Genomic DNA, 16559 nt, shown 5'->3' on the forward strand with positions numbered 1-16559 from the left:
GAAGAATGATAATAATAAGAAAAGCAATTTTATCTGATGTAGATGAGATTAATGTACTTTATACCCATCTATTTAATGAAATGGCACAGCTACAACCCGAAAGATTAAAACCCGGTAAACAAGATGAAGCCTTTATTGTTAATGGTATTGAAAATAATAAATTTCATCTTTTGGTCGCTGATTCAGATGGGAAAGTGGTTGGGTTTAGTATTTCACAAATCCAAGAAACTCCCATGTTTAATTGTTTAGTGCAGCGTAAATATGCTTATATTTACGACATTGCGGTTGATCCTTTAGTACGTAGTCGAGGTGTTGGTCATTTGCTACTAGATGCAATGAAGCAATGGGCTAAATCGCAAAAAATGACACATCTAGAATTGTCGGTATTAGCTGAAAATGGCGCAGCAAAGCGTTTTTATCAGCGAGAAGGATTAACTGAAATCAGTATGGTAATGGGAATAGCTTTATAACCAGTACAATTAAACGCATTTAATTCTTGTCGAGCCCATATATAGATAAAAATAAACCCGCGATTAAGCGGGTTTATTAATTATATTATTCAGCTAAATTGTGGGTTTCCCCGCAATGATCGTACACAATACCCTGACATTTTCAATATCTTCTGGTGATATTTCAAACAAGTTTCTATCTAATATGATCATATCGGCAAATTTACCTTGTTCTAATGAGCCAATATATTGTTCTCTACCTAGTGCATAAGCGGCATTAATAGTCGCTGAACGTAATACTTCGATTAATGTGAGGTTGCGGTCATTATCAAGGCGAGGAGCTGATACTTCTTTTTGGCGTGTCATCGCGACTTTAAAATCGTACCATTCATTGAGTGGATCTATTGGCCAATCACTGCCAAAGGCAACGGTCACACCCGCATCAATAAATTTACCTGCTGTTTCTAGATATTGGCACCGTGCTTGACCTAACATCTCAATATCTTTTTCGATATTATTTTGTTCTGCGCCAGCCCATTGAAAGGAAAGAAAAGGATAAACATTTAACTGTGCAAAACGCGCGTAATCTTTTTCGCACATTAATTCGTTGTGAGCTAAACCTGGGCGAATATCTTTATTGGGTAAGGTATTGCGCATTTCGCCAATTGCATCAAGGGCGGTGCTAATTGCGCCTTCAGCAACGGTATGAATATGAGGATGATAGCCTGCTCGGCTTATTTCTGTGATTAGTGGTGTTAAAATTTCAGCTGAAAAATAGAGATCACCTAAATGTTCTGAAATTTGCCAGTGTGGTGTTTCATCGGTACCTACATTAATACGATAAGGTGAATGCAAGCGAGCTGTCATTATTGGTGCTTGTAATACGCCATCAAGAAACAGCTTAATATGACGAATTGCAACACTTGGCTTCGCCCCTTCACTGGTTTGATGCCATTGTGAAAAACGTGTTGCAGCATGATGTACTGCGTTAGGAATATCATTAATGGTAGGCACATCATCAGGGGTGATTTCAACCGCATTTTCAACCCGAATCGTGAGCTCATCAGCCGCTCTTAAGGTATTAAAAGCACGTAATTGTGGCTCTCCAACACGCGCATCCATAATGGTTGTAACGCCTTGCTCATTTAGTCGTTTTTGAACATGACGTGCAATTTCTAGATTTTGTGCTTCAGTCAATGGCGGCAAGCTATCAATTGCCTGCATTGCAGGTGCATCTTCAAGAATACCTATCGGGGTTCTATCGGCGTCGCGCTCAATATTACCGTCGGGTGGATCCGGCGTTTCTGATGTGATATTTAGCAATGCCAATGCGCGAGAATTAGCTAAAACACTATGACAATCACTTGAAAATAGCAAAATAGGGCGTTGGGTGTTTAAAGTATCAAGATGATAGCGCGTCATTTGCACACCTTCAGGTTGCATTGCTTCACGATACCATGCTGAGATTTTTAACCATTCGCTATCATTATCAACAGGAGAATTATCAAGATGATTTTGAATATGAGAAAGGATTTCAGGAATTGTAAGTGACTCATAATTAAGATGGCAACCCGCTAATGTAGCACCACCCCAAAATGGATGCATATGGGCATCAATAATACCCGGCATAACCATTTTTCCTTGTAAATCTATCATTTTTGTTTTTTCATTACAGAAAGAATTTAAGCTCTCTTTGGTTCCTGTGGCGATAATAAATCCCTGAGATATAGCGATAGCATTAAGGATACTGTTGTTATTATCTGCGGTATAAATATATCCGTTGTAATAGAGCGTTTCTGCAATTTGAAATGTCATTATTCTGCCTTGTCTAGCTGTGTTGATTGTATTGCTTGTGGTGATTGCTATTTTGCTTTCGTGCTTATAGGAAATCCTGTTGCGTTTAACGCGGTCGGTCATATTAGAAAATCAAGGTAAATACTACAAGCTTGTTACATTGATTTAACTAGGGGTTATACCTAGAACAGTATTTAAAAGATGCTAAATAGCATAAAAGAATAATACTGAGAGAGATAAGGCAGGTGGTGTGAGATATTCCTGCCTTATTAGTATTGATGATAGAAAAGGTTAGTTATCTGGTGAGTGTGTTGAGCAAACTTCACAATGAGGATTTTTGGGCAATTTAAATTCACGAAACTGCATTCTCATTGCATCAAACATCAGCACTTTACCATAGAGGTTTTCACCATAGCCGGTAAGTAGTTTTATTGCTTCAACAGCTTGTAACGTTCCGATAGTGCCTACAACTGGCGCCATAATGCCAGCTTCAACACAACTTAATGCATTATCGCCAAAAAGGTGACTAAGGCAGCGATAGCAAGGTTCATCATTTTGGTAGGTAAATACGCTAATTTGACCTTCCATCCTAATTGCTGCACCAGAAACTAATGGTTTTTTCTGTTGGAAACAAAGCCGATTAAGTTGCTCACGTATCATTACGTTATCTGTACAATCCATCACAATATTATGTTGTTTAATCAGTGTGTTGAGTGCGTCTTCTTCAAGTAACGCATTTACTGTATTAATAATAACGTTGGGATTAATCGCTTCTAATGTTGCTTTTGCCGACAGTACCTTAGGTTGACCTATCGTCGTATCACGATGAAGAATTTGACGCTGAAGATTAGATAATGAAACGGTATCAAAATCGAGTAAAGTTAACTTTCCTACACCCGCAGCCGCTAAATATTGCGATGCACTACAGCCTAAACCACCCACACCGACAATCAAAACGGAGGCACTTTTTAGTGCCTCTTGACCATCAAAATCAAAGCCCCGCAATACAATTTGGCGATTGTATCTTATCGTTTCTTCATCGGTTAGCTCGATATTCATATCGATTATTCGCTTTTTAACAAAGGATTAAACAGCTCGATAGTAACGGTTTCACCTGCGGCAACCTTGCCGCGTTCACGTTCTAATACGATAAAGCAATTTGCCACACTAAAAGAGCTATAAATATGTGAACCTTGGTGGCCTGTTGTTTCAACTTGCCATGCGCCATCTGCATTAATACTGGCGATACCGCGCTGAAAATCAAGACGACCTACTGATTTTTTCAGCGAACATTGGGTGATTGCTTGAAAACGTTGTGGTGCTTTCCATTGGCTAAAACCAGATAAACGTGCAATTAATGGCTGAACTAATTGATAAAAAGTGACGGTTGCTGAAACTGGATTACCCGGTAACCCACAAAACCATGCATTGTGTAAATGACCGAAAGCAAAAGGTTTACCCGGTTTAATAGCCAGCTTCCAAAAACCAATTTTACCAATTTCATCTAGCATCTGTTTGGTATAATCCGCTTCGCCCACGGAAACACCGCCACTGCTGATGACTAAATCGGCTTCTTGATCGGCTTTCATAAAGGTTTCACGTAGTTTTTCTGGTGAGTCGGGAATAACACCGAAATCGAGCACTTCACAACCCAGTTTTTCCAGCATTAAACGTACGGCAAAGCGGTTAGTATCGTAAATTTGACCTGTTTTTAGCGGTTGACCAATGGTTTGTAGCTCATCACCAGTTGAAAATACAGCGACTTTTAATGGACGATAAACTTGAACGTTGGCGATACCTAAAGAGGCTATTAGCGGTAATTGGGCTGTAGAGAGTTTTGTACCTGCGGCTAATACAATGTCGTTTTCTTTTATATCTTCACCAATATGGCGAATATTTTGCCCTTTTTTTGCTGGGTGAGAAAAACGAACACCGTTTTCAGTTACTTCTGCTTCTTCTTGCATAATGACAGTATCAACATCTGTAGGCACCATTGCGCCCGTCATAATACGAACACAGTGACCTACAGGTAATTCACCCTCAAAAGGTACACCAGCAAAAGCTTTACCAGCAACAGGAAGCGGAGTTTGATTTGCTAAATCTGCATAACGAAGCCCGTAGCCATCCATCGCGGAGTTATCAAAAGAGGGTACATTAAGTGGCGAGGTAATATCTTCACTTAAAATATAACCTGCTGCGTTATTTAATGGGATGCTAAGGGTGTCTGTTATTGCCACCGGTTTTTCAAGCAGTTTTTCTAGCGCTTCATCAAGGGATAACAAACCGCTAACGTGACATTGACTCATTATAAACTCCAAAATCCATAGAACTGTTTTGTTTTATCTCATAATACTAATCTATCATGATGAGCATCATCATGTCAGAGATCATCTTGAGGAGAAAAATCAAACCTGATTGAATAGTGATAATGTTAACCATTTAAAGTTTAATTGTTATTAAATATGTTAATAATTACGATAATAAATCGGCAGTATAATCAAAACTTAATTGTGGATACCCATGAATACGCCAAATTATCAAAGCCATTCAGCACAAGCATTTCATATCGCTTTTAGTGGATTTCTGGCATTAGTTGTTGCGATGGGAATAGGTCGTTTCACCTTTACACCTCAAGTACCACTAATGATTGGTGAATTTCAATTAACGCTAACCAGTGCCAGTATTGTCGCAGCATTTAATTATTTAGGGTATTTAGCTGGTTCTTATGATGCGATGAAAGCAACACGAGGTGTTGGCTATCGGTTATGGGCTGGATTATGGGGTGCTGTAACTATTACTTTGCTATCTGCTTGTGTAACGGATGCTGTTATGCATAGCATCACTCGTTTTTTTATTGGCTGGGCAAGTGGGTGGACTTTAGTGTTAGTGGCTTCATGGGCAAATGAATTATTGGCACGCCTTAATCGTCCTGCATTAAGTGTTGCTGTTTATGCTGGTACGGGTGTTGGCATATGTATAAGTGGTGTTTTGGCTGTGCTTATTATGAAGTGGCAAATGAGTGCAACACAAGGATGGCTGATTTATGGTTCGTTAGCATTTATTTGCGCTATATATGTAAGTTATCATTTACCAAAACCTTGGTTGATGAGCCGAGACGAAACAAAAGTAGAGCCTTTAACGCTTACAATACCAATGAAAAAGCTTATTTGGGGCTATACCTTTGCAGGTTTTGGCTATATTTTGCCCGCCACATTTCTTTCTCAAATGGCGGCAGAGCGTTTTCCTGGTAGCTTTGTTGCGCAGTTTGTATGGCCTATATTTGGTGCATCAGCAGCGCTGTGCATTGGTATTGCGATTTTAACTCGTCATTTTTTAAATACGCAGTTGCGTTTAGCGATTACCTTATGGTTACAAGCGTTAGGAATTATTATTGCTTTGTGGATCCCATCGATTATAGGCTTGGCAATAGGGGCTTTTTTAATTGGTGGCGGCTTAATGTGCGCGGTTCAACTGGCTTTTTTGCGTGGCAAAGAGTTAGCGCCTAATCATGGCCGTTATATTGCGGGATTACTTACTACCTTTTATGCGGTAGGGCAGTTAGTTGGTCCGGTTATTTCATCACTTTCTACTGCATTAACGGGAAAATTAGAACCTGCATTGTATGTGGCATTTATTGTCTTGATTATGGGTGGTTTTTTAGTTTGTATAAAAGATAAAAATAGTCGTTGAAATAAAAATTGTTCATACAAAAATGCAATAATTTCATAACGAAAAATGCTGTATCGCTGGATAATGTGATTCAGGTCATCTAAAGTGTAGGCTGTTATCGCTGGCAACAAAACAGATGCTAATTAACGTATTTATCGGAGAGTCCAATGTCATCATTAAGTAAAGAGGCGCAATGGGTGCATGCTGCGTTAGTGGAACGTGGTTTGGAAACGCCTCTTCGTGAACCAAATTTATCTTCTAGTGAGAGTAAACAGCAAATTGAACATCACATGACAGAAGTGATGAAACTGTTAAATCTTGATTTAAGTGATGACAGTTTGGCTGAAACACCGCGCCGCATAGCTAAAATGTATGTTGATGAAATTTTTTCTGGGCTAAATTATCTCAATTTCCCTAAAATCACATTGATTGAAAATAAAATGCAAGTGGATGAAATGGTTACGGTTCGTGATATCACCTTAACCAGTACTTGTGAGCACCATTTTGTGACAATTGATGGTAAAGCAATTGTGGCTTATATCCCGAAAGATAAAGTGATTGGCCTGTCCAAAATTAATCGTATTGTACAATTTTTTGCACAACGCCCTCAGGTACAAGAGCGTTTAACTCAGCAAATTTTGATTGCATTACAAACCTTACTTGGTACTAAAAATGTAGCTGTATCTATTGATGCTGTTCATTATTGTGTAAAAGCGCGTGGTATTCGTGATGCAACTAGTGCTACAACAACAACCTCTCTCGGTGGGCTATTTAAATCAAGTCAAAATACGCGTCAGGAATTTTTACGCGCCGTTCGCCATCTTTGAGAATAGTGAATGAATAATACGTCAAATCAGCGTATCGAAGCTTTAGATGCGTTGAGAGGAATGGCGATCCTTGGTATTTTATTACTCAATATTTCTGGCTTTGCGCTACTAAGGATTGCCTCGTTTAATCCAGTTCATGGTGGAGAGGCATCTTTTGCTGAACGTATCACATGGATGCTGTTGAATTTATTTGCACAGGGTAAGTTCCTGTTTATTTTTGCACTCTTATTTGGTGGTACACTCTATTTGCTTTTGCATAGGGGCACGATCTGGAATGTTTCTCGCTTAGTTATTCTTATCTTAATTGGTTTGTTTCATACTCTTTTTATTTGGGAAGGAGATATTTTATTTCCTTATGCCGTATGCGGGTTATTTGTTTTTACGTTAATTAAATCTATTACAATAAAACAGCAATTTGTATTAGGTGGAACGCTTTATTTTTTAGGCGCTATTATTCTTGGTGTGTTGTTTTATTATTATCGCAATTTTGCCGATTTTGTTTGGTATAGCACACCTTTTTCTCGATTAAGTGAATCAAGTTGGAAAACAGGGGATTACATTACAAGTATTTATTTTCACTGGCAGGAACTTAGTCTGTTTTTATTTAACTTAATACGCCAGTATAGCTGGTTTTTATTAGGTGCAATGCTGGTGGGCTCTGCTCTAATGGCATCGGGTTGGTTACAACAAAAATTTAGCCGAACACATTATGGTTATATTGCTTTCTATTTTTTAACCACCAGTTTGTTATTACAAGCGGGTATTGTGTTGACAGACTATTATTTAAATTGGGATTACCATTGGTCTGCAATTATTGCTCAGCCACTTACGATGCTTATCCAAGTGATACAAAGTCTGGGTTATATTGCGTTGTTATATTGGAGTTGGCCATTAATACAGCATTCGTTTTTTGCTTATGCACTACGTTGCGTTGGTAAAATGGCACTGACTATCTATTTATCGCAAAGTATTATGGGTGTGGTTATTTTTCAGCGTATAGGCTTATTTAATCAATTTACTTTGCCTGAATTGATGCCTTTTGTCGTTGTTATTTGGTTTATTAATATTGCATTCGCCATTTTTTGGTTACGCTATTTTCCGCAAGGTCCAATGGAGTGGCTATGGCGTAAATCATCAACATGGTTGGCTCAACGCTTTTAATTGCTTTTGTTATCATTTAAAGGAAGTAATTCAACTTCTTCTGGTGAAACCGCGGGATAGCCTTTTGTTCCTTCAGGAATAGTGTGAATAGGCGGAATGGCTTCTGGCGGCCCCAAAAAGCGAGGCTCACGCTTAAGAATGTAAAGATCAATTATTGCACCTGTTCTTGCCAGTATTTCGCGAACACGCACCTTAAACATACTTTTGGGCGATGCAACTGCGAAGCATTGCGCATCAATTCCTTTTTCTAACGCAATAAATACGGCCCGTTCACAATGAAACCGCTGCGTAATAATGGTAAAGCCATCGGTGCCAAATACTTCTTTGGTACGTACAACGGAATCTAGCGTTCTAAACCCGGCAAAATCCATCACAATACGGGATGCTGGCACACCTGCTTTTATTAAGTCTTTGCGCATGGTGTTAGGTTCGTTATAGCTGTGTTGAGAGTTATCGCCGCTTAATAGTAAATATTGTACTTTCCCGCTGTTATAAGCATTTACAGCGCCTTGAATACGATATTGATAAAACTGATTAATATAACCGCTGGTATAATATTTAGATGTGCCTAATACCATACCCACTTTTTTAGCAGGAAGCTTATCGATATCATCAAAAATATATTGATTGGTTTTCCAACCGATCCAGCGATCACTAGCGATAAGGGCAATAGTAAGTATCGTGAATAGTGTCAAAGATAGATAGATGAGGCGTTTTAGCATTTCCTTGCCTTAGTGACGCATGATTTTAAAAACATAATTACACTAAAGGCTACTTGAGCAAGAGTAGGGAAGCAAGAAAAAAGCGCATCATATTGGGTAATGGCGCGCTTTTCAGAATGGTACTTAGTCATTCTAATTAATATTAGAATGAAGTACGCTTATAAATACGGTATTCCGGTTCCCAATAATTTTGTTCTATTGCTTCATCTAATGCTGAGTCTGAAGTGACAGTTGCAACACCTTGTACTTGCGCTTCTTTTGCTACTTGTTTTGCAATGTAACGCGAGACTTGTTGGATCTCATCAAGTAAAGGTAGTAGTGAACCATTACCATCTTTCGCCATTGGTGAGCAATCCGCTAATGCACGGCTTGCAACCATAAGCATCGCATCAGTGACACGTTTTGCACCACTAGCAATAGCACCTAAACCAATTCCCGGGAATATATAAGAGTTATTGCATTGTGCAATTGGATATTCTTTCTCTTTGTATATTACAGGAGCAAATGGGCTGCCGGTAGCGACCAGTGCTTGTCCATCAGTCCAATTGATAATATCTTCAGGGCGCGCTTCAACTCGTGATGTTGGGTTTGATAAAGGCATCACAATAGGGCGTTCACAATGCTTGTGCATTTCACGAATGATTTCTTCAGTGAATAAGCCGGCTTGTCCTGACACACCAATTAGAATGGTTGGTTTGGCATTTTTAACCACTTCGAATAGCGATATAGCATCACTTTCAGTTGCCCAACTCGCAATAGACTCGGTTTTTTGAATCAATTTACTCTGGAAATCAAGAAGATTTGGTAGCTTATCGGTTAATAAACCAAAACGGTCAACCATGAAAATACGTTCACGGGCTTGCTCGTCACTTAATCCTTCAGATTTCATTTGAGCAATAATTTGTTCTGCAATACCACAGCCAGCAGAGCCTGCACCCAAGAAAGTCACTGTTTGATCTTTTAACTGACGACCCGCAGCGCGGCTGGCGGCAATTAAGCTACCTAATGTGACAGCAGCAGTACCTTGAATGTCATCGTTAAAGCAACATAATTGATCACGATAACGGTTTAATAGTGGCATTGCGTTTTTCTGAGCAAAGTCTTCAAATTGCAATAAAACATTTGGCCAGCGACGTTTAACAGCTTGAATAAATTCATCAACGAATTCGTTATATTCATCACCCGTAATCCGAGGATGACGCCAACCCATATAAAGTGGGTCGTTTAATCGTTGTGGATTATTGGTACCAACATCTAATACAACAGGTAAAGTATAAGCAGGGCTAATACCACCACAAGCGGTGTATAATGAGAGCTTACCGATAGGAATACCCATTCCACCGATACCCTGATCGCCTAAACCAAGGATACGTTCGCCATCAGTGACAACAATCACTTTTACGTTCTGTTTGGTGGCGTTTTGTAGCATGTCGTCGATATTTGCACGATTTGGGTAAGAGATAAAAAGCCCACGCGCACGACGGTATATATCAGAGAAATGTTCACAAGCTTCACCAACTGTTGGTGTGTAAATGATAGGCATCATTTCAGTCAGGTGCGATTCCAATAAACGGTAAAATAGCGTTTCATTGGTGTCTTGAATGTTTCTAAGATAAATATGTTTATCGTTATCGTTTTTAAAATCAAGATATTGGCGATAAGCACGTTCTACCTGTTCTTCAATCGTTTCAACTGCCTCTGGCAGTAAACCATGTAAGTTAAAGGTGCTGCGTTCTTCTTCGCTGAAAGCACTACCTTTATTTAACAGGGGAAATTCAAGCAGGATTGGACCTGCATACGGGATATAGAGAGGGCGTTTACTTTCGTGTTCCAGTTCCATGAAAAATACTCTTGTAAGGCAGTTAGTCACATGACAATTGTAGATCCTACAAAATAATAAAAATATGTACAGCTTATGTTATTTTTTTATGATTTTTATGTGTGGAAATGAGAGATAGATACAGTTGTTACAACTTTTACTGGTAAGCATCAGCAATGTTTACATGCTGATGCTCTTTTAGACGATATTGTTAGAGTAATAGATTAAAATTTTCTATAAAGCGATGCGTTGTATCTGACGACAACCTAAAGCCATTAATGTCGCTTGTGTCGCATCCCACTGCGTTAATATAGTGTCTGCTTTTTCAACTAAAACAGCAGATTCAATATCCATTACACTTTCACCCGCCATATTTAATGCAATTAAGGCTGCTTGCAGAGGGGGCATACTTGGATTGAAAGCGGCATTTTCGGCATAGCTGCCTTGGAAAATTTTGCCATCTTTCATTTGAACCGCAATCCCACTATAAGATTGGCTATAAGGCGCATGGCTACGATTAGCTGCTTTTAATGCAAGTTGTACCAATTCATTTGGATTATCAATTTGGTAACCGTGATTGACTTTATCCATTAACAGGGTAGTGATATTGAGATCTTTAGGGCCAAAACTATCAGGCAGATAATCACCCAGTGTTGCTGCTTTTCTACCTGGTAAATGAATTTGAATATGTGTGCCGCTATTTAGCTCATTCATAAATTGACGACAGTGGCCACAAGGCGTGTAGTTAACAGTAATGGCAGATAAGCGTGTTTCACCCTTTAACCATGCATGAGTAATGGCGCTTTGTTCAGCGTGCACTGTTTGTTGTAATGGCGCGCCAGCAAATTCCATATTGGCACCAAAATACAAATTACCGCTTTCGCCACGAGCGACAGCACCAACATTAAAATGTGATATAGGCGCTACGGCACAAGCAGCTGCGACAGGAAGAAGTGCTAATGCAAGAGCATCATCATCACATTGCAACTGTGTTTTGATGGCATTGACCTGCTGCGCTGTAAACATGGCAGGGAACTCATCCTGCTCAATATAAGGAGCAAGGGCTTGTTGTAGCTGAGGGGATAAATCTGACCAAATTGCCTGAAAGCGAGTATGCATACATGAGTCTCCCATTAATCTTTCTGTATTATAAGATTTTAGGCATCTTTATCTATTCTTATATGTGATTAATGTCATGCTTTCAATGAAACCATTGCAACAAGTTGGCTAATTGAGAGATGCATCTCAAATTTATGGTCTTATTCCCCGAAATAAATAATTATAACGGGGAATAAAAAGTAGCCATAACAAGAATATTAACCAAAAAGATGAAGTATAAAAGGAAAAATAAAAGGTGCACTTAATGAGGTAATAATACCGCAGGTCATTAATGCTAGTGAACTATAAGCGCCTTCAATATAATCAACCTCGGCAGCTCTTGCTGTTCCGACAGCGTGAGATACTGTTCCCATCGCTAAACCACGAGAGGCATGGGTTGGAATACGTAATATTTTAAATAGCGTGTGACCAAAAATGGCACCTAAAATACCTACTGCAATAACACATGCAGCACTGATTGCAGGAATACCACCTATAGAGTCCGCGACAGCCATCGCAATAGGCGTTGTAACCGATTTAGGTAAAATTGATGCAGCGATTTCAGGTGTTGCACCCGCCCATAAGGCAATTGCTGTACCACTCACCATCGCAGCAACACTACCAATAAAACAAATACTAATGAGTGATTTCCACTGTGCTCGAATTTGGTGTAATTGCTGATAAAGCGGAATAGCTAAAGCAACCACAGCTGGTTGTAATAAGTCATTTAAAATACGACTACCAGCAAAATAATGCTCATAGGGTGTATGTGTGATTAATAAAATAGGAATAATAACCGCAATACCAATAAGCAATGGGTTCAAAATAGGTAATTTATAACGAGCTGCGAGTTTACGTGATAAATAAAAGACAATTATGGTCAAAGGAAGTGACCACCAAATATTCATTAACATTAACATTTTTTCTTCTCACTTAACGCCTTATCGTCGTCTTTCTGTTGCATTTTTTCTACAACGTCCTCAACTATATCAGGTTTTGAACCCACGATAATGCGCTCACGGTGAACATAGTGTGAGCAATAAGCGACTAATGCCATAACACCAAAGGTACTTATCACACTTGCTAAAACAATAGGGAAAAGTTGCTGACTTAATAAATCATAATAATTCATTACTGCTACTCCGATAGGAATAAAGAGTAATGTCATATTTTTTAATAAAATATTGGCTCCGGGTTTTACCCAACGTAAAGGAATAAGTTGGAAAGCGAGTAAACCAAATAAAATAAGTAAGCCAACAATACTGCCTGGAACCGCGAAGGGTAGAAGGGCTGAAATAAGATTACCAGCAAAAAGACAAAGATAGAGTACAAGAAAAGCGCGGAGATAATGCCAAAGTGTAATCCGCAATCGTGCCCGATTAGATTTCATAAGTAAGTGTCCTAAATCAACTAACAGATTTATCATACACCGATTTTGAAAGTGTGCTATGGATCACAATAAAAAAAAGCGGGGCTCTTATAGAACCCCGCCATTTATTTATCAGGCAAATGAATTTTGGTGATTATTTCACTTGTTGACCCGGTTTTGCACCATTGTCTGGGCTGAGTAAAAAGATATCTTCGCCGCCAGGACCTGCTGCCATGACCATGCCTTCTGAAATACCAAAACGCATTTTACGAGGTGCTAAGTTTGCCACCATAACAGTTAAGCGACCTTCTAACACTTTTGGATCTGGGTATGCTGTACGAATTCCAGAGAATACTTGGCGTGTTTCGCCACCTAAATCTAAAATTAATTTTAGCAGTTTGTCAGAACCTTCAACGAAATCTGCTTGTTTAATTTCAGCAATGCGCATATCGATTTTAGCAAAATCGTCAAACTTAATCGTTTCTTGAATGGGATCATCAGCTAATGGCCCTGAGACTTCTTTAATTGGCGCAATAGTACTTTTTGATGCTTCAACCATTGCATCGGCTTTATCCATATCAATACGGTTAAACAATGCTTTAAATTTGGTGATTTCTGTACCTAAAAGAGGTTGAGCCAATGAATCCCATGTTAACTCTGTTTGCAAAAAGGCTTCAGTACGTTCAGTTAATGAAGGTAAAATTGGTTTCAGGTAAGTCATAAGTACACGGAATAAGTTAATCCCCATTGTACAAATTGCCTGTAACTCAGCATCTTTGCCTTCTTGTTTTGCCACAACCCACGGTGCTTTTTCGTCAATATAACGGTTTGCTTCATCAGCTAATGCCATAATTTCACGAATAGCTTTACCGTATTCACGGCTCTCAAATGATTGTGCAATAGTGGTTTGCATATCAACAAAGTGCTGATAAAGCTTAGCATCATCTAAGGTGTTTGCTAATTTGCCATCAAAACGTTTACTGATAAAACCTGCAGTACGAGAAGCGAGGTTAACCACTTTGTTAACGATGTCGCTATTTACGCGTTGCACAAAGTCTTCTAAGTTTAGGTCAATATCATCAATGCGCGATGAAAGTTTCGCTGCATAGTAATAACGTAGGCAATTAGCATCAAAATGGTCAAGGTAAGCACGCGCAGTAATAAAAGTACCACGAGATTTAGACATCTTGGCACCATTGACGGTGACATAACCATGAACAAATAGGTTTGTTGGTTTACGGTATTCACTGCCTTCTAACATCGCTGGCCAGAATAAGCTGTGGAAATAGACAATATCTTTACCAATAAAGTGATAAAGGTCAGTTTTGCTGTCTTTATTCCAAAACTCATCAAAACTTAAATCACCACGTTTTTCACATAGATTTAAGAATGAGCTCATGTAACCAATAGGAGCATCTAGCCAAACGTAGAAATATTTACCCGGCGCATCTGGAATTTCAAAACCAAAATAAGGTGCATCACGAGTGATATCCCACTGTTGCAAACCACTGTCGAACCACTCTTGCATTTTGTTCGCAACTTGCTCTTGCAGTGCGCCAGAGCGGATCCATGCTTGTAACATATTGCTAAAAGCGGGTAGATCAAAGAAATAGTGCTCAGTTTGACGCATGACAGGCGTTGAACCAGAAACAACAGAACGAGGATTAATTAACTCTGTTGGGCTGTATGTTGAGCCACATACTTCGCAATTATCGCCATATTGATCTTCTGCTTTACATTTAGGGCAAGTGCCTTTTACAAAGCGGTCAGGTAAAAACATGCCTTTTTCTTCGTCATAAAGCTGAGAAATAGTTTTGCTTTTAATATGGCCATTTTGTTTTAGCGCAAGATAAATTTTAGTCGATAATTCACGACTTTCATCACTGTGAGTTGAGTGATAGTTATCATAGCTAATATTAAAACCAGCAAAATCCTGCTGATGCTCTTGGCTCATTTCGTCTATCATAGCTTCTGGAGTAATACCCAGTTGTTGAGCTTTCAGCATAATTGGTGTGCCGTGAGCATCGTCAGCGCAGATGAAATGAACTTCTTTGCCGCGCATTCGGTGGTAACGGACCCAGATATCTGCCTGAATGTGCTCAAGGATATGACCGAGATGAATTGAACCGTTAGCATAAGGTAACGCGCAGGTTACCAATAATTTATTCGCGACGTGAGACATAGTAAGGATCTTACTTCCATAAAATTAATAAAAGGGACTTTGATGTTAACCTATCCGCCATCATGTCGCTAGGGCAATAACGGAGTTTTTGCAAGAGAAATTTCCGTTAGCAAATTGAGGTAAGGCATTATCGTAGTCATCGACTATCTGATATGATGGATGCACTCATATATTTAATAAATAATGAAAACGAGAGGAGCCGGGATGAGTGAAAAATCCCCCGAGCAGACCACCCCTGAGATTCTGAAAGAAAAAGTTTCAGGTGTCTTGTCTACTTTTGAACACCCGACATTGAAGCGTAACCTGCTTTCATTAAAAGCATTACACCAATGTGCGATGATTGACGATGTGCTGCATATCGAATTAGTGATGCCATTTGTTTGGAAAAAAACTTTCCAAATGCTAATTGAAGAAAAAACAGCTGAACTTCGCGAAATCACAGGTGCAAAAGCCATTGAATGGAAACTTAAGCATAATATTTCAACTTTACGCCGTGCTAATGATTTGCCAGGTGTAAATGGTGTTCGTAATATTCTTGCTGTGAGTTCCGGTAAAGGTGGCGTTGGTAAATCAAGTACTGCGGTGAACCTTGCTTTAGCATTAGCGCAAGAAGGTGCAAAAGTGGGTATTCTTGATGCTGATATTTATGGGCCTTCTATTCCAAATATGTTAGGTACTACGATGGAGCGTCCTACGTCTCCAGATGGTCAGCATATGGCGCCAATCATGGCTTACGGATTAGCATCTAACTCTATCGGTTATTTGGTTACTGATGATAATGCGATGGTTTGGCGTGGTCCTATGGCAAGTAAGGCGTTAATGCAAATGTTGCAAGACACGCTATGGCCTGATTTGGATTATCTGGTTATCGATATGCCACCGGGTACTGGTGATATTCAGCTAACCTTATCGCAAAATATCCCTGTGACTGCCGCTGTTGTTGTGACAACTCCGCAAGATATTGCGCTGGTGGATGCAATGAAAGGCATCGTCATGTTTAAGAAAGTCAATGTACCTGTATTAGGTATTATTGAAAACATGAGCGCGCATATTTGCAGTAACTGTGGCCACCTAGAACCTATTTTTGGAACAGGTGGTGCGGCAAAATTAGCTGAAAAATATAACTGTTTACTGTTAGGTCAAATTCCACTTCATATCTCTTTACGTGAAGACTTAGATCGTGGCCAACCAACAGTAATGCGTGATCCTGAAGGTGAATTTGCCGATATTTATCGTGAAATTGCATCGAATGTATCAGCACAAATGTTCTGGGATGGTGACACTATTGCGACGGAAATTTCTTTCCGCGCAGTTTAAGCATCATTCGAATAATTTATTGATTAAAATGGGAAGTTATTTGGCTTTCCATTTTTTTATCTATTATTTCTGACTATTTTTGATAAAAAATAAATAGATTTCTGGTTTTACTCTGGAACCTGAATGATTTCAAAACTATAATCTGCGCTAGC

Annotated in this window: 14 protein-coding genes; 5 read left to right on the forward strand and 9 right to left on the reverse strand. The window is 39.2% G+C overall.

Annotation, left to right across the window (positions count from 1 at the left end):
* Positions 1–5: 5 nt before the first annotated feature.
* Entirely contained in the window at positions 6–470 is a 465-nt protein-coding gene (locus PH4a_RS12640) for a GNAT family N-acetyltransferase (protein WP_129040183.1), read from the forward strand.
* Positions 471–563: 93 nt separating this feature from the next.
* On the opposite strand, the gene PH4a_RS12645 is transcribed toward PH4a_RS12640, so the two are convergent.
* The 3 genes from PH4a_RS12645 to moeA form a co-directional block, all read right to left on the reverse strand.
* Positions 564–2264 carry an amidohydrolase gene (locus PH4a_RS12645; RefSeq protein ID WP_129040185.1) on the reverse strand — a complete coding sequence of 567 codons (1701 nt, stop codon included), beginning with the start codon at positions 2262–2264 and terminating at the stop codon, positions 564–566.
* Positions 2265–2534: 270 nt separating this feature from the next.
* Positions 2535–3302, reverse strand: a complete 768-nt coding sequence (gene moeB / locus PH4a_RS12650; protein ID WP_129040187.1) for a molybdopterin-synthase adenylyltransferase MoeB — start codon at positions 3300–3302, stop codon at positions 2535–2537.
* Positions 3303–3307: 5 nt separating this feature from the next.
* Complete coding sequence (gene moeA, locus PH4a_RS12655; protein WP_129040189.1) at positions 3308–4549, reverse strand: molybdopterin molybdotransferase MoeA; 1242 nt, start codon at positions 4547–4549, stop codon at positions 3308–3310.
* A 214-nt stretch (positions 4550–4763) separates the two neighbouring features.
* Here moeA and PH4a_RS12660 point away from each other — a divergent pair, with 214 nt between their 5' ends.
* The 3 genes from PH4a_RS12660 (at position 4764) to yeiB (ending at position 7900) form a co-directional block, all read left to right on the forward strand.
* The gene (locus PH4a_RS12660) at positions 4764–5933 is read left to right on the forward strand and encodes a YbfB/YjiJ family MFS transporter (RefSeq protein WP_129040191.1); all 1170 of its coding nucleotides are present in this window, start codon (positions 4764–4766) and stop codon (positions 5931–5933) included.
* Positions 5934–6079: 146 nt separating this feature from the next.
* Positions 6080–6739, forward strand: coding sequence for a GTP cyclohydrolase I FolE (gene folE, locus PH4a_RS12665; protein ID WP_129040193.1), 660 nt, complete (start codon positions 6080–6082; stop codon positions 6737–6739).
* Positions 6740–6748: 9 nt separating this feature from the next.
* Entirely contained in the window at positions 6749–7900 is a 1152-nt protein-coding gene (yeiB, locus tag PH4a_RS12670; RefSeq protein WP_129040195.1) for a DUF418 domain-containing protein YeiB, read from the forward strand.
* Here the strand turns inward: yeiB and sanA are convergent.
* The 6 genes from sanA to metG form a co-directional block, all read right to left on the reverse strand.
* Entirely contained in the window at positions 7897–8622 is a 726-nt protein-coding gene (gene sanA, locus PH4a_RS12675) for an outer membrane permeability protein SanA (RefSeq protein WP_129040197.1), read from the reverse strand. The two genes, yeiB and sanA, sit on opposite strands and share 4 nt — an antisense overlap.
* Positions 8623–8764: 142 nt before the next feature.
* Entirely contained in the window at positions 8765–10462 is a 1698-nt protein-coding gene (locus PH4a_RS12680; protein WP_129040199.1) for an NAD-dependent malic enzyme, read from the reverse strand.
* A 213-nt stretch (positions 10463–10675) separates the two neighbouring features.
* The gene (cdd, locus tag PH4a_RS12685; RefSeq protein ID WP_129040201.1) at positions 10676–11560 is read right to left on the reverse strand and encodes a cytidine deaminase; all 885 of its coding nucleotides are present in this window, start codon (positions 11558–11560) and stop codon (positions 10676–10678) included.
* Positions 11561–11757: 197 nt separating this feature from the next.
* Positions 11758–12453 carry a CidB/LrgB family autolysis modulator gene (locus tag PH4a_RS12690; RefSeq protein ID WP_129041902.1) on the reverse strand — a complete coding sequence of 232 codons (696 nt, stop codon included), beginning with the start codon at positions 12451–12453 and terminating at the stop codon, positions 11758–11760.
* Complete coding sequence (locus PH4a_RS12695; RefSeq protein WP_129040203.1) at positions 12453–12929, reverse strand: CidA/LrgA family protein; 477 nt, start codon at positions 12927–12929, stop codon at positions 12453–12455. The genes PH4a_RS12690 and PH4a_RS12695 overlap by 1 nt, the downstream gene beginning before the upstream one ends.
* 133 nt (positions 12930–13062) lie before the next feature.
* A complete protein-coding gene (metG, locus tag PH4a_RS12700) occupies positions 13063–15090 on the reverse strand; it encodes a methionine--tRNA ligase (protein ID WP_129040205.1) in 2028 nt (675 codons plus the stop codon).
* A gap of 204 nt (positions 15091–15294) precedes the next feature.
* On the opposite strand from metG, the gene apbC reads away from it, so the two are divergent.
* Positions 15295–16407, forward strand: a complete 1113-nt coding sequence (apbC, locus tag PH4a_RS12705) for an iron-sulfur cluster carrier protein ApbC (protein WP_129040207.1) — start codon at positions 15295–15297, stop codon at positions 16405–16407.
* Positions 16408–16559 lie beyond the last annotated feature (152 nt).

It is taken from the genome of Proteus hauseri (assembly GCF_004116975.1).
GTDB classification, from domain to species: domain Bacteria; phylum Pseudomonadota; class Gammaproteobacteria; order Enterobacterales; family Enterobacteriaceae; genus Proteus; species Proteus hauseri.

Excerpts from the sequence above, each read along its gene's own strand:
- PH4a_RS12640 (WP_129040183.1), top strand. The coding sequence starts at position 6 with ATGATAATAATAAGAAAAGCAATTTTATCTGATGTAGATGAGATTAAT.
- PH4a_RS12645 (WP_129040185.1), bottom strand. The coding sequence starts at position 2,264 with ATGACATTTCAAATTGCAGAAACGCTCTATTACAACGGATATATTTAT.
- moeB (WP_129040187.1), bottom strand. The coding sequence starts at position 3,302 with ATGAATATCGAGCTAACCGATGAAGAAACGATAAGATACAATCGCCAA.
- moeA (WP_129040189.1), bottom strand. The coding sequence starts at position 4,549 with ATGAGTCAATGTCACGTTAGCGGTTTGTTATCCCTTGATGAAGCGCTA.
- PH4a_RS12660 (WP_129040191.1), top strand. The coding sequence starts at position 4,764 with ATGAATACGCCAAATTATCAAAGCCATTCAGCACAAGCATTTCATATC.
- folE (WP_129040193.1), top strand. The coding sequence starts at position 6,080 with ATGTCATCATTAAGTAAAGAGGCGCAATGGGTGCATGCTGCGTTAGTG.
- yeiB (WP_129040195.1), top strand. The coding sequence starts at position 6,749 with ATGAATAATACGTCAAATCAGCGTATCGAAGCTTTAGATGCGTTGAGA.
- sanA (WP_129040197.1), bottom strand. The coding sequence starts at position 8,622 with ATGCTAAAACGCCTCATCTATCTATCTTTGACACTATTCACGATACTT.
- PH4a_RS12680 (WP_129040199.1), bottom strand. The coding sequence starts at position 10,462 with ATGGAACTGGAACACGAAAGTAAACGCCCTCTCTATATCCCGTATGCA.
- cdd (WP_129040201.1), bottom strand. The coding sequence starts at position 11,560 with ATGCATACTCGCTTTCAGGCAATTTGGTCAGATTTATCCCCTCAGCTA.
- PH4a_RS12690 (WP_129041902.1), bottom strand. The coding sequence starts at position 12,453 with ATGTTAATGAATATTTGGTGGTCACTTCCTTTGACCATAATTGTCTTT.
- PH4a_RS12695 (WP_129040203.1), bottom strand. The coding sequence starts at position 12,929 with ATGAAATCTAATCGGGCACGATTGCGGATTACACTTTGGCATTATCTC.
- metG (WP_129040205.1), bottom strand. The coding sequence starts at position 15,090 with ATGTCTCACGTCGCGAATAAATTATTGGTAACCTGCGCGTTACCTTAT.
- apbC (WP_129040207.1), top strand. The coding sequence starts at position 15,295 with ATGAGTGAAAAATCCCCCGAGCAGACCACCCCTGAGATTCTGAAAGAA.